The organism is Dapis purpurea BLCC-M126, from assembly GCF_050015975.1.
Taxonomy (GTDB): domain Bacteria; phylum Cyanobacteriota; class Cyanobacteriia; order Cyanobacteriales; family Microcoleaceae; genus Trichodesmium.
In genome coordinates this window covers 108,340-120,911 of the sequence record NZ_JBNHER010000006.1, presented here as the reverse complement: position 1 = coordinate 120,911, position 12,572 = coordinate 108,340, and the positions used below count along the sequence as shown (strand labels likewise).

The 12,572-nt window shown below is 37.1% G+C and carries 13 protein-coding genes and 1 pseudogene; 5 read left to right on the top strand and 9 right to left on the bottom strand.

The window, feature by feature from the left end; genetic code table 11:
• Window positions 1–130: 130 nt before the first annotated feature.
• The 7 genes and pseudogenes from ACP6PL_RS01810 to ACP6PL_RS01780 form a co-directional block, all read right to left on the bottom strand.
• Entirely contained in the window at window positions 131–622 is a 492-nt protein-coding gene (locus ACP6PL_RS01810; protein ID WP_426541919.1) for an ureidoglycolate lyase, read from the bottom strand.
• A gap of 497 nt (window positions 623–1,119) precedes the next feature.
• Window positions 1,120–1,470: a photosystem II reaction center protein Psb28 gene (psb28, locus tag ACP6PL_RS01805; RefSeq protein WP_426541917.1), complete on the bottom strand. Its 351-nt coding sequence runs from the start codon at window positions 1,468–1,470 to the stop codon at window positions 1,120–1,122.
• 264 nt (window positions 1,471–1,734) lie between these two features.
• Entirely contained in the window at window positions 1,735–3,243 is a 1,509-nt protein-coding gene (locus ACP6PL_RS01800; protein WP_426541915.1) for a cobyrinic acid a,c-diamide synthase CobB, read from the bottom strand.
• 35 nt (window positions 3,244–3,278) lie between these two features.
• Window positions 3,279–3,722 (bottom strand): globin domain-containing protein, encoded by a 444-nt coding sequence (locus ACP6PL_RS01795; RefSeq protein WP_426541913.1) that lies wholly within the window; start codon window positions 3,720–3,722, stop codon window positions 3,279–3,281.
• Window positions 3,723–4,115: 393 nt separating this feature from the next.
• Window positions 4,116–4,922, bottom strand: coding sequence for a methyl-accepting chemotaxis protein (locus tag ACP6PL_RS01790; RefSeq protein ID WP_426541911.1), 807 nt, complete (start codon window positions 4,920–4,922; stop codon window positions 4,116–4,118).
• Window positions 4,923–5,028: 106 nt separating this feature from the next.
• Window positions 5,029–6,387 (bottom strand): photosystem II reaction center protein CP43, encoded by a 1,359-nt coding sequence (gene psbC, locus ACP6PL_RS01785; RefSeq protein WP_426541961.1) that lies wholly within the window; start codon window positions 6,385–6,387, stop codon window positions 5,029–5,031.
• Window positions 6,388–6,391: 4 nt separating this feature from the next.
• A pseudogene (locus tag ACP6PL_RS01780) lies at window positions 6,392–6,615 on the bottom strand (photosystem II D2 protein (photosystem q(a) protein)); the annotation flags it as partial.
• 467 nt (window positions 6,616–7,082) lie between these two features.
• On the opposite strand from ACP6PL_RS01780, the gene ACP6PL_RS01775 reads away from it, so the two are divergent.
• The 3 genes from ACP6PL_RS01775 to ACP6PL_RS01765 all read left to right on the top strand — a co-directional run bounded on the left by ACP6PL_RS01775 (window position 7,083) and on the right by ACP6PL_RS01765 (window position 9,850).
• Window positions 7,083–7,646: a photosystem I assembly protein Ycf4 gene (locus tag ACP6PL_RS01775; protein ID WP_426541909.1), complete on the top strand. Its 564-nt coding sequence runs from the start codon at window positions 7,083–7,085 to the stop codon at window positions 7,644–7,646.
• Window positions 7,647–7,932: 286 nt separating this feature from the next.
• Window positions 7,933–8,691: a peptidylprolyl isomerase gene (locus ACP6PL_RS01770; RefSeq protein ID WP_426541907.1), complete on the top strand. Its 759-nt coding sequence runs from the start codon at window positions 7,933–7,935 to the stop codon at window positions 8,689–8,691.
• A gap of 7 nt (window positions 8,692–8,698) precedes the next feature.
• Window positions 8,699–9,850 carry a beta-ketoacyl-ACP synthase gene (locus ACP6PL_RS01765; RefSeq protein ID WP_426541905.1) on the top strand — a complete coding sequence of 384 codons (1,152 nt, stop codon included), beginning with the start codon at window positions 8,699–8,701 and terminating at the stop codon, window positions 9,848–9,850.
• Between the two features lie 20 nt (window positions 9,851–9,870).
• Here the strand turns inward: ACP6PL_RS01765 and ACP6PL_RS01760 are convergent, their stop codons facing one another.
• Window positions 9,871–10,410: a hypothetical protein gene (locus ACP6PL_RS01760; RefSeq protein WP_426541903.1), complete on the bottom strand. Its 540-nt coding sequence runs from the start codon at window positions 10,408–10,410 to the stop codon at window positions 9,871–9,873.
• A 395-nt stretch (window positions 10,411–10,805) separates the two neighbouring features.
• On the opposite strand from ACP6PL_RS01760, the gene ACP6PL_RS01755 reads away from it, so the two are divergent.
• Together ACP6PL_RS01755 and ACP6PL_RS01750 are read left to right on the top strand one after the other, a co-directional pair.
• On the top strand, window positions 10,806–11,369 hold the full coding sequence (locus ACP6PL_RS01755; protein ID WP_426541901.1) for a Uma2 family endonuclease: 564 nt from the start codon (window positions 10,806–10,808) through the stop codon (window positions 11,367–11,369).
• Between the two features lie 63 nt (window positions 11,370–11,432).
• Window positions 11,433–11,996 carry a Uma2 family endonuclease gene (locus ACP6PL_RS01750; RefSeq protein ID WP_426541899.1) on the top strand — a complete coding sequence of 188 codons (564 nt, stop codon included), beginning with the start codon at window positions 11,433–11,435 and terminating at the stop codon, window positions 11,994–11,996.
• Between the two features lie 66 nt (window positions 11,997–12,062).
• Here the strand turns inward: ACP6PL_RS01750 and ACP6PL_RS01745 are convergent.
• The coding region (locus ACP6PL_RS01745) for a WD40 repeat domain-containing protein (protein ID WP_426541897.1) at window positions 12,063–12,572 on the bottom strand (510 nt) is incomplete at its 5' end.

Genomic DNA, 12,572 nt, shown 5'->3' with positions numbered 1-12,572 from the left:
TTTGTTAAACGTAAAGTCTTTGTTTATAGTTGCGCTTTAATGTCAAATATATCTAGGAGCGCTAAAGCACAACTACGAGCCAATTATAGTTTTTTACCGGACATAATATAGTCACACTATATTTCTATAGTTAAACAATTTCTAACTCTAAATTATGACTTTTAGCAAAGTCGTGAGTAAAATGATCTACAACATTTGTATCACTTAATTCCAGGTTGTAAAAATCTACAAAATCTTGATCAAAATAAGGTCCAGCGTGCCAAGTTCCCACCTCTAATTTAATAAAACAATTTCCTGGAATTTTAAAAGCAACTACATCCTCCAATTTAGGTGCTTCTTCTACACAAGGTGGAGCAACTGCCATTAACCATTCCTTTCCTTCTAGAGAACCTAAACATTGAGTACATTGCACATGACGAGTAATTTTTGTAAACTTTCGACCTCTTTTCTTCAACCGCATAATATAGAATCTTGGCGTACCATTTTCTAAACTTAATTGAGCATCACCTTGGTCATATTTTTTACCATCTTCCGAAGCCAAAATTAGTTGCCCAAAAGGTCGAAAATTATGCGATGTAATTTCTTGGGTAACCAGTTGTTTAACTACTATTGATTTACTCATTTTTTTCCCTTTTATAATTTTAATTTTTATCCAATTTTGCTCTATATTTTTTTTACCTTGAGTCACCTCTAAAGCGACAATATGTATTGAGGCAAGTCAGAAACTTTAACTTATCAAATTTTTGAGTAAAATTATTGATTTATTTCTTGGCAAGTTATGAGCTTCACACTTCAAAAATAATCTAAAAGTTCAACTATTAGAGAGTACTTTTCAAGAAAATATTAAAGCTTGAACCGAAGAATAAGTTTACATTGATGCCTAATAGTAAAAGTCCTCACTCTTTGATAACTAACTAGATTGTAGTCAAAATTTTACAACTATTTTATCGTGACTAATAGTTCTCTATTCTTGCCAGCTCCTATTCCCTTTTTTAAAATTGCTGATACATTTAGTATAATGAAAACTTTTACTCCTGTTAAACCTCAAAAATACTCTTTCCTGTTGCCTGTAGTCTCTCTTCACTAAAAACTTTTTCAGCAAACCCTATTTATATTTGCCTAATTAGACTTAAATTCAAAACCATTTGCCTCAGCATAACGGTGCAAAAATCGCATTACTCTCTCAAAATTTTCCTCTGACTCAACTTCAAAAGAACATTCGACTTTAGAAAAATCACTTTCATCAGCAGACAAAAACTTAATCCCACTGGGAAATACTTCAATATCTCCTTCCTCGTCTTTCAACCATAATTTATTTATTTTATTAGTGAAGGAACGAAAACTTTCCGTAGCTTGCAGGTGGTCAAAAATTAGTACTACTATTTTTGTGTTAGAGTTACGACGTTTTCTCAAGCTAACTTCTGTAACTTTCTCATTCAACCCTTCAATAAATTCAACAGATACAGTCATTTGATTGTTTGATTTGGTATTGAACAGTTTTTATTTTATCAATTTTACCAAAAATATGCAGAGATTAGGAGGCAGAATCAAAAAAAGCGGACTTGTTCATACTTCTAAATATATGTGAGATTTTACCTCTAGTCTCTTTACTGCTTATACCAAGGGTGAAAAAAGAATGCTATACTTGGGTGAAACTCCAATTATTAAGTAATTAATACAGGTGAAATGAGCTTTTTGATAAATAATTATTAGTTAGTACCGTATTAATTATTTTTATTTTGACTTCTCCGCCACTCCCCTACTCCCCTGCTCAATGAATCGCCTTGGAATATCTACCCTATTTCCCCAATGCAGATGCAGATAAGAAGCATGAACTTGATAAAAATTCCAGCCTTCAAAAGTTACCTGACTCTGATTTTTTTCCTCATCAACTCGCCACATTTTATATAGAGGTATTGGGGGTACTTCAGTTAATTCTGAACGATGAAACTCATGCCCAGCAACTTGTGTATTTGCTGCTAATAAAGGAGTATCTATATTCGTAATTGCTTGCCGATATCCTAACTTTAAACTTTTCCCCATTACCGCCTTCATCGGCAAAATTCCTACCATATCCCAAGAATTACTATTAAAATCAATAATTGCTTCAGATAAATACATCAACCCACCACATTCAGCATAAGTCGGCATTCCCGAAATAATTGCTTCCTTCACTGCCTTTCTAACAAGAACATTTTCACTTAACTGTTGAGCAAAAACTTCAGGAAATCCGCCACCAAAATATAAACCTTGTACTCCTGCTGGTAAATTTTCATCTTTTAGCGGACTCCAAAATACTATTTTTGCCCCTAACTCTTCCAGAATATCCAGGTTATCTTGATAATAAAAATTAAATGCCCGATCGCGAGCAACTCCTATTAAAATTTCTGACTTTCTTTGATCAAAATTATTGGCAACTAAGCTTGGTAAATATATTGTCTTATCAGAGCAAATATTAGTAGATAAAATGTACTGATCAATCTCATCATCAACTTTTAAAATAGGCAGTAACTTTTCCCAATCAAAACAAGTTTCAGCCAAATCAACTAAATCATTAATCAAACTATCTAAATTCGGCATTTCATCAGTAGGAATCAAACCCAAATGTCGGTCAGGAATACTAATATTTTTATGTCGCCTGAAAACTCCAAGTACAGGTAAATTTATACATTTTAAGGAATTTTGTAATAGTTGTAAGTGGCGATCGCTCCCCACCCTGTTAAGTATCAAACCAGCAAAATTAATAGAAGGATCAAAAGAAACAAAACCATGAGCGATCGCTGCCACAGAAGCAGACAAACTACTACAGTCAAGCACCAACAAAACAGGTAAATTCAGCAACCGGGAAATATGAGCAGTAGAAGCAAAACTCGGAAAATACCCATCATCTTCTTCCCCCCTTTCTAAGGGGGGTAAGGGGGGATCTCTTACAACGGGGGACGAGGGACAATCGAAAAATCTCACCCCATCAAACAAACCCATCACCCCCTCCACCAAAGCATAATCAACATCCTGAATATTTCCCGCAAAACATTGTTGCACATAAATTTCAGAAGTCAGCACTGGATCTAAATTCCGACAAGGTTTACCCGTCACATATTGATGAAACATTGGATCAATGTAATCAGGTCCCACCTTAAATGATTGCACCTTGAGATGTTGCCGTTTTAAATAAGCTAGTAACGCCAAGGTAATAGTTGTTTTGCCAACATTACTACGCTCCCCCGCAATTATTAAACTCAATATTTACCCCTTTTTTTTTACCAAAAAAAATAAAATCAGGAAACAGCTTCCTCCTCATATATTTCATGCTCTCGGTGAATAAAAACCTCCGCCAATACCTGATAAGCTTCTGCCCAAGCAGCTATAACTTCTGGAGTTGCATCCTCTCCCAAAACATCCTGCATAGCTTGCAACATACATTCTCCAACTATTGGATATTGTTCCGCTTGTACATGAGTTTGTACATGACGGTGAGCGATTTTTTCAACCATTGATTTTAAACCAACCAAATCATCAATATGAGTAGCATAACTATAAACAGCAGTTGCTAACTTTGCAGGTTGAGAGCCGTCCGCTTGAGCTGACATATTAAATTGAGACTTAACTTCAGGATGATTTTCAAACATTATTTCATACATCCGAGTGGTAATTTGCTTTCCCTGTTTTTTGAGAATGGGAGCTGTAGATTTGACAATATCAATTGTTTTTTGACTGACCATATATATTGTTAATAATTTAATGTCAATACAATTTTATCTAGCAAGAATTTACTACTGAATAAAATCAACTTTTTCTTTATATACAGTCAAACAAAAATTTGAGCAATCAATTTTAACACAAATGACTACTCTCACTTTGAGAAACTACAACTAAATTAAATTATACCTACTTCATCAACTTAGGTTACACTACTTATATGATACTGAAATGTAAAATAATTTCCTGAAATTACTGAGCGCGTCAAAGTTTTAAGGTTGTAAAATCTTACTTTTAACTTTTGATTGTCAGATGTGCGTCTAACATTCTGTTTGCGAAGCGTTTCCGCAGGAAATGGAAACCTCACCAATTAGCACTCGATGCATGACTTCCGTGAAACGGTATTAGTATAAACCTTACTTAAATTTTGATTGAGATTTAATAATTTCTGAAGCTTCTTGTAAAAGTAGATTTTGCTCAGTTTTAATTTCTTCTAACCTAGTCCAAATCTGCATTAGTCTCTGGCGATTATTTCTAATTTTCTTTGAAGAATCTATTAATGTTAAATTTTTACCTAAATCAGTTGCGTTAGAAAATTTTTTAACAGAAGTAGATTTGTTACTCAAATTCCAAATACTATTGAAAACTTTGAACGGGCTAGTGAAAATAAATAAAAATAATGATTTTCCTAAATCACTAACTACTTGTAAAAATCCTAACAATATAAATATTAATAACAAACCAGCTACTAATGTAATTAAAGGATGATTTAATAACCATATCATTAAAGGATGAGAGTCGATCCATTCTGCAATAGCAGGAGAAAGATAACTTTGAATCACTTCAGTAATTCGATAATTAAAGTTTTCCCTTGTTTGCATAATATTTTCACTAACTTTAGCTACACTTTCTACAGCTTGGTTAGTTGTATTAGTAGCAGTATCAGTCAATTTTTGAGTGGTTTCAGCAAAAACCTCTTTTGTTTGTGCAGTTATTTCTGAAATACTACTTACAGCAGTGTTAGTAGTTTGAGAAATAACTTCAATACTTTTATCTTTTGCTTCACTAATACTATTAACTGATTGATTAGCTAATTCAGATAAAGAACTTTTAGCTGCTTCTGTTCCTTCATAAATATAGTCTTTTACTCGCTCATTTGTCTCAACTAAAAAATCTTTAGTCTGATTAAAACTTTCAGATATATTAAGTAATTCTATCTTCATATTTATCTATTTCTCAACTTATATAAAAAAATAAAAACCTCACCTACTTGAGGTGAGGTTTTTAAATAATTTTAGCAATAAACAAGCTAAATGCAGTGACTAGATATTAGTCAAGGTTAGGCATAGATAGCACTGGCTCAGTTTGACGGTCGAGACCCTTCTCAAAACCACCCTCAGCAGCACGAGCGCGACCTGCGTGCCACAAGTGACCAATTAAGAAGAAGAAACCAAGAATAAAGTGAGCAGCAGCTAACCAAGCACGAGGGTTAACGTAGTTGAAGCCGTTAATATCAGTGATGATACCACCTACAGAGTTGATGGAACCATTAGGAGCATGAGTCATGTACTCAGCAGCACGACGAACTTGCCAAGGCTGAATGTCGTTCTTCAATTTGTTCAAGTCTAGACCATTAGGACCACGAAGAGGCTCTAACCAAGGACCACGGAAGTCCCAGAAACGCATAGTTTCACCACCGAAGATGATTTCACCAGTAGGAGAGCGCATGAGGTACTTACCAAGACCAGTAGGACCTTGAGCAGAACCAATATTAGCACCTAATTTTTGGTCACGTACTAAGAATACAAAAGACTGAGCTTGAGAAGCTTCAGCATTAGTAGGGCCGTAAAATTCACTAGGATAGGCAGTGTTGTTAAACCACACATAAACGGAAGCAATTAAACCCATCAGAGACAAAGCACCTAAACTGTAGGAGAGATAAGCTTCTCCAGACCAGATGAAAGCGCGACGTGCCCAACCGAAAGGCTTAGTGAAAATATGCCAAACACCACCAAAGATACAAGTCAGACCGATCCAAATATGACCACCAATAATATCTTCCATGTTGTTAACACCGATGATCCAGCCTTCACCACCAAAAGGTGCCTTAACCAGATAACCAAAGATAACAGCAGGATTAAGAGTAGGATTAGTAATAACCCTTACATCTCCGCCACCTGGTGCCCATGTATCATAGACACCACCAAAGAACATGGCTTTGAAAACTAACAATAATGCACCACAACCTAATAGAATTAAGTGGTAGCCAATGATGTTAGTCATCTGGTTCTTATCTTTCCAGTCATATCCGAAGAAAGAAGAGTATTCTTCCAGAGTGTCTGGACCACGAACGGCATGATAGATACCGCCCAAACCAAGAACAGCAGATGAGATTAGGTGTAAAACACCTACAACAAAGTATGGAAATATATCAGTTACTTCACCACCAGGACCGACACCCCAGCCTAAAGTAGCAATGTGAGGCATGAGAATTAAGCCTTGCTCATACATTGGCTTTTCTGGTACATAGTGAGCAACTTCAAATAAAGTCATTGCTCCAGCCCAGAATACAATTAGACCTGCGTGAGCAACGTGAGCGCCTAGCAGTTTACCGGATAGATTAATTAGACGGGCGTTTCCAGACCACCAGGCAAAACCGGTGGATTCTATATCACGGCCTCCCATCATAGAATCAGAGAGCGTCGTTACCACTTAGTAGAACCTCCTCAGGGAATATAAAGTTTTTGATGTGGCTGATCTATAAGAGCCATCCAAGCTCAGATGGATAGCTTTGTTCAGCAAAATGTTTTTGGTATAAAATGTTTCAAACTCTGGGTCTTCTGCTGCCCGTAACTCTTAGGCTACGAAGTCATAAGCTCGTAGGTTCAATTCTAAACTTACCACACCTATGACACTGAATCCACAATATAAAGTTTGTCTCGCCAATGTTATCGGTTGGTAGTCTCCAAGTTGCATTAGCTTAACTCAAATTAGTTTCTTTAAATGCTCAGTTCTAGACCATAGAATTAGCAGAGAATCCCAAGTTAGGAACTTAAACAATTATCGAAAACATGGACATAAACAGGTCTTAGGCTTACTTTCTTGGAGAAAAGCAACAAAAGTTTGAACAAGAGTGTGCAAGCCCTTAGCCCTCAGCTTTAGAGTTCTTGACACTAAATTTTATATCCTCTTGCTTTGATGAAAAAGTTTGTTTTATTAAGCAAGTTAACATAAGTATATATAGGTTTAAGAAATTTTGCAATTATCGTCTATCCCTAGTACCTTTAATTGGTTTCAACTTTACTTTAGATTTTAGATACTCATTATATGACTATACGAGTCGAAAAAATTTTAAAATTTAGAATTAATAACATAGAGGATTTATGACTACTCAAGCTTCAATAGGCAATGGCCTACTGCATCAAGAAATTATTGGGTCTCGTCGTCTGAGTAATTACTTCTGGGCCGTAATTGTTAGTATGGGAGGTATTGGTTTCCTCTTATCAGGGATCTCTAGCTATCTCAAAGTTAACCTATTACTTGTTGCCGACCCTAGCCAACTCAACTTCTTACCCCAGGGAATAGCTATGGGATTTTATGGCCTGATTGGTACAATGTATGGGATTTTTTTGTGGTTAACTATTTTTTGGGACATTGGTGGTGGCTACAATGAGTTTAACCAAGACAAAGGCCAGATTATGATTTTTCGCTGGGGATTTCCTGGTAAGAACCGTAAAGTAGAATTTAATTGTACTACGGAAAATGTCCAATCGATTAAAGTCGATATTAAAGAAGGTCTCAATCCTCGTAGAGCTATATATCTCCGCCTCAAAGATAGTCGGCAAATACCTCTTACCCGTGTAGGTCAGCCATTGGCTTTGTCTAAATTGGAAAATGAAGCTGCTCAACTCGCAAAGTTTCTGCAAGTTCCTTTGGAGGGGCTATAGTAGAAGTCAGAAGTCAGAAGTTAGAAGTCAGAAGTTAGAAGTTAAATTCGCAGCACGGACTAAATTTAAGAGGCATGAGAATGTCCTAACTGCTCTGGCGACTGCTATAGCAATCCTAAATGATTTGTGAAAAAAACTGTAGGGGTTTGGTATCCAAATCCCATTTTCCCTTGGGTCTGCAGACCCAACCCCGTTAGATCAAATGTTACAATCTATGAGCCTATGAGCGGATTGCTATATATTCAGATTTTAGATTCAAAAAATCAAGATTGAATTGTGAGTGAAAATGCAAAGAAAAATCAGTCAGTGGTTATTGCCACTATTCGTAGTTGTAACTTTTTTAGTTACAGGATGTACTCCCACCTCAGTTCCTAATACGGAAGTTTCTACCCCAACTCCATCAAGTCAAACACAATTAGCTGCTAATTATAGTTATTTACCTAAGCTAAATGGTAAAGCAACAGTAGTAATGATTGTTAATAGCTCTCCTGTAACGATAGAAGTAGATGGTATTAACGCACCTATTACAGCAGGTAATTTTGTGGATTTAGTTCAAAAAGGGGTTTATGATGGGTTAGCATTTCACCGGGTAGTGCGTGAACCTCAACCTTTTGTTGTTCAAGGAGGTGATCCTCAAAGTAAAGATATCAATTTTCCACAGAATAGGTTAGGTACAGGAGGTTTTATCGATCCAACAACTGGTAGAGAACGTTATATTCCTCTAGAAATTAAACCTCAAGAAGCTACTGAACCAGTTTATAGTAAAACTTTTGATAATGCTCGTATCGATCGGCAACCTGTTTTATCTCATACAAGAGGTGCGGTGGCAATGGCTCGCTCTCAGCCTCCTGACTCTGCTTCATCCCAATTTTATTTTGCTCTAACTGACCTCCCTTTCCTCGATGGTAACTATGCAGTATTTGGGTATGTAACACAAGGCATGAAAGAAGTTGTCGATCAAATTGACGCTGGCGATCGCATTGAGTCAGCTAAGGTAGTTGAGGGTCTGGAAAATTTAAGCATACCCAGTAGCAGCGAATCATAACTTAACTGTGAAAGTTGTAGTTACGGGTATCGGTCTAACTTCTGCTTTGGGAAACCTCAATCAAAGTTGGGAAAAGTTACTCAAGGGTAAGCCTGCTATTGAGTTATATCAACCTTTTGCAGAACTACCTCCCCTACCCTTGGGTATAATTGATTCTCAGCCTGTCGATCTAACTAGGTTAACTGAGCAAGTAGTGGGAGCTGCTCTCAAATCTTCGGGTTTGACACTTCCACTACCTGAATGTGGTGTAGTCATAGGTTCGAGTCGTGGCTATCAAGGAATGCTAGAAAAATTTGCAAAAAAGCAGCTTATTGGAGATGGTCAGCCAGATAATTTGGAAAAAGATTACACCTCATTTATTAATCTGTTGCCCCATCAACCTGCTATTTTCACTGCGAGTCAGATAGTTACAACTGGGCCGGTTCTAGCACCAATGGCTGCTTGTGCTACAGGGATATGGGCGATCGCTCGTGCTGTAGAGTTAATTGAGACTGGTCAATGTCAACAAGTTATTGCGGGTGCTGTGGAATCTCCTATTACACCTCTGAGTATAGCAGGATTCAGAAAAATGGGAGCTTTGGCTCAAACAGGCGCTTATCCTTTTGACCGATATCGGGAGGGGTTAGTTTTGGGGGAAGGAGCTGCTGTTTTGGTATTGGAGTCTGCTGAATTTGCACGGCAAAGATCGGCTAAAATTTATGGTCAAATTCGGGGTTTTGGTTTGACAAATGATGCAACTTATGGTAATGCACCGGATTTGAGTGGTAAAAGTGCAATGTTGGCGATCGCTCAATGTTTGGACAGAAGCGGTTTATCTGCTGAAGATATTGACTATGTTCATGCTCATGGAACAGCAACTCAATTAAATGATCGCCATGAAGCTAATTTAATTCAGCAAATTTTTCCTCACAAAGTGGCGGTTAGTTCGACAAAGGGAGCGACTGGTCATACATTGGGAGCATCTGGAGCGCTGGGGTTAGCATTTTGTTTGATGGCGATCAAACATCAGATTTTACCTCCCTGTGTGGGATTAAATGAGGCAGAATTTGATTTAGACTTGGTGAGGTATGCTCGTGAGTCTCAGGTGGAAAATGTTTTGTGTTTGAGTTTTGGGTTTGGTGGGCAAAATGCAGCGTTAGCGATCTCTCATAACTGTTGAAATACTCAAACCTTCTAAAGTCAATCTTGCTCAGGCTTAGAATTGAGGCAAAAGGTAAGTTCAACAAGCTGTTGATAAACTGATTCATGGGTATATTCATCATCGGGGTGAGGTGGCTGTCCCGGACGCTGAAAATAAGGTCGCTCATTATTCATTTCTCCCCAGAGCATATCGACCTGACGTACTAACTCATAAAGAATTGGGGGATTTTCCAAAATCGATTTCAATAATCCCAATAAAGCTTGCAATGGTGCATCTAGATGTTTACTAATTCGGGCTGTATCTTCCTCAACCCACCTATACAGAACTGCTTGTAAAACTCCTGAGACATCCTGCAAATTCTGGCTAATTAAAGTATTAATTTCAGTCTTGACCTGCACCAGCTTGGGAACTGGAGATTCCCCTTTCATAAAAGCACCACCTTCTTGACCAATAACATCAGCCAGGGTAAATTCCCTACCTCTCAACATAATATCGCGTCGTATTTCTTCCTCTTCCAGTTGATGCGGAGGTTTTCTTTCTGGCTGAGATTGTTCGGAGTTAGACGAGTTTGTAATCATTGCTCGTTTATTTTAAAGACTAATTCTAAATTCAGTTATTTTAATTGGTTATTAGTAGTAACGGAACCAAATTGTAAGCTTTCTTATTAATATTTAAAATAAATAAATAATGTTTTTTTATTACTGTAATATTATGTCTGGATAATCAGTGATAAAAAAATTTTTGTTTGTAGTAGGGCTTTAGCCCGAACTAAAGATAGGGCTAAAGCCCTACTACGAGCTTAATTATAACTATTCAACCAGACATGATATAAGTACAAGTTTTGAAAATTATAGCAGTTTTTAGTTTTGTATGAATTAGTATAAGTTGTTGTTTAATGCTTGGATAGCACACAAGAAGTTGATAATTTCTGTACAATAAATTCATATAATTAATTATTCTCAAGGAGTTAATAATGTCTGTACAATTATTGCGACGACTATTTACTGTAGACCAGTATTATAAAATGCTGGAAGCAGGAATATTTAATGAAAATGAACGAGTAGAATTAATCAGAGGAGAAATTATCGAAATGTCCCCTATTGGTATTCGTCACTCAGCTTGTGTGAAACGTCTGAACGAACTTTTCTTTTTGCGTTTAGGAAAAGCTGTTACTTTGGGAATTCAAGATCCTGTAAGATTGAATAATACTTCTGAACCACAACCAGATGTAAGTTTGCTGCAACGACGACCAGATTTTTACGAGACTCAACATCCTCAACCGGAAAATGTATTTCTCCTCATAGAAGTTTCAGATACAACAGTTAAATATGACCAAGAAGTAAAAATTCCTTTATATGCTGAGAATAATATTGTTGAAGTTTGGTTGGTAAATTTGACTGAAAAATGTCTGGAAGTTTACCGACAACCTACTGCGAATGGTTATGAGATTGTGCAGACTTTTCAAAAGGGTGAAACTGTGACAATTCAAGCTTTGTCTAATGTAACTTTTACTGTGGATGAAATATTGGGAGATTGATATAAATTTTTAACATTAATTACTCAATAGTATATAAATTTATTTATTTTTAAGGAGTTGATAATGTCTGTAGAATTATTGCGACGACTATTTACTGTAGATGAGTGTTATAAAATGCTGGAAGCAGGAATATTAACTGAAAATGAACGATTAGAAATAATCCGAGGAGAAATTATCAGAATGTCGCCTATTAGTCCTCCTCATGCAGCTGGTGTGAGCTGTCTTAGCGAACTTTTCATTTTGAGTTTAGCAAAAACTGTTACTGTGAGAGTTAAAAATCCGGTAAGATTGAATAATAATTCTGAAACATTACCAGATATCGCTTTACTGCAAAAACTGCCAAGTTTGTATCGGACTCAACATCCTCAACCAGAAAATGTATTTCTCCTCATAGAAGTGTCAGATACAACAGTTAAATATGACCAAGAAGTAAAAATTCCTTTATATGCTGAGAATAATATTGTTGAAGTTTGGTTGGTAAATCTGACTGAAGAATGTCTGGAAGTTTACCGACAACCTACAGCGAATGGTTATGAGAATGTGCAGACTTTTCAAAGGGGTGAAACTGTGACAATTCAAGCTTTGCCTGATGTAACTTTTACTGTTGATGAAATATTGGGAGATTAATACAAAGTTTCAACATTTAGCTCCCCTATTAATGCTATGATTTTGCCAATGAGAGCGAATTATTCATTAATTGAAGTATCGCTTACAAGTCTGCTTTGCTTCCCTAGCAACATCAGTCTTTTCAGCCAAGATAGGATGATAGCGGAGTTTCTCACAAACCCTACCCACTAACCTCTCTAAAGAAATGTCCCACACCCGCACCATGTTGTCTTCACTGCCAGAGACTATCTTTGTGCCATCATGGTTAAATGCCACTGACCTGACCGGACCCTGATGCTGTAAAGCCTCGCCAATTTGCTCGCCTGTATTGACATCCCATACCCGCACCGTCTTGTCATTACCGCCCGAGACTATCTTTGTGCTATCATGGTTAAATGCCACTGACCAGACCCAATCCTGATGCTGTAAAGGCTTGCCAATTTGCTCACCTGTGTTGGCATCCCACACCCGCACCGTCTTGTCAGAACTGCCAGAGACTATCTTTGTGCTATCATGGCTAAATTCCACTGACCTGACCGGACCCTGATGCTGTAAAGGCTTGCCAATTTGCTCACCTGTGTTGGCATCCCACACCCG

Bases quoted from the DNA above. Each gene is read 5' to 3' on its own strand.
- ACP6PL_RS01810 (WP_426541919.1), bottom strand. From the start codon at position 622: ATGAGTAAATCAATAGTAGTTAAACAACTGGTTACCCAAGAAATTACA.
- psb28 (WP_426541917.1), bottom strand. From the start codon at position 1,470: ATGACTGTATCTGTTGAATTTATTGAAGGGTTGAATGAGAAAGTTACA.
- ACP6PL_RS01795 (WP_426541913.1), bottom strand. From the start codon at position 3,722: ATGGTCAGTCAAAAAACAATTGATATTGTCAAATCTACAGCTCCCATT.
- ACP6PL_RS01790 (WP_426541911.1), bottom strand. From the start codon at position 4,922: ATGAAGATAGAATTACTTAATATATCTGAAAGTTTTAATCAGACTAAA.
- psbC (WP_426541961.1), bottom strand. From the start codon at position 6,387: ATGATGGGAGGCCGTGATATAGAATCCACCGGTTTTGCCTGGTGGTCT.
- ACP6PL_RS01775 (WP_426541909.1), top strand. From the start codon at position 7,083: ATGACTACTCAAGCTTCAATAGGCAATGGCCTACTGCATCAAGAAATT.
- ACP6PL_RS01770 (WP_426541907.1), top strand. From the start codon at position 7,933: ATGCAAAGAAAAATCAGTCAGTGGTTATTGCCACTATTCGTAGTTGTA.
- ACP6PL_RS01760 (WP_426541903.1), bottom strand. From the start codon at position 10,410: ATGATTACAAACTCGTCTAACTCCGAACAATCTCAGCCAGAAAGAAAA.
- ACP6PL_RS01755 (WP_426541901.1), top strand. From the start codon at position 10,806: ATGTCTGTACAATTATTGCGACGACTATTTACTGTAGACCAGTATTAT.
- ACP6PL_RS01750 (WP_426541899.1), top strand. From the start codon at position 11,433: ATGTCTGTAGAATTATTGCGACGACTATTTACTGTAGATGAGTGTTAT.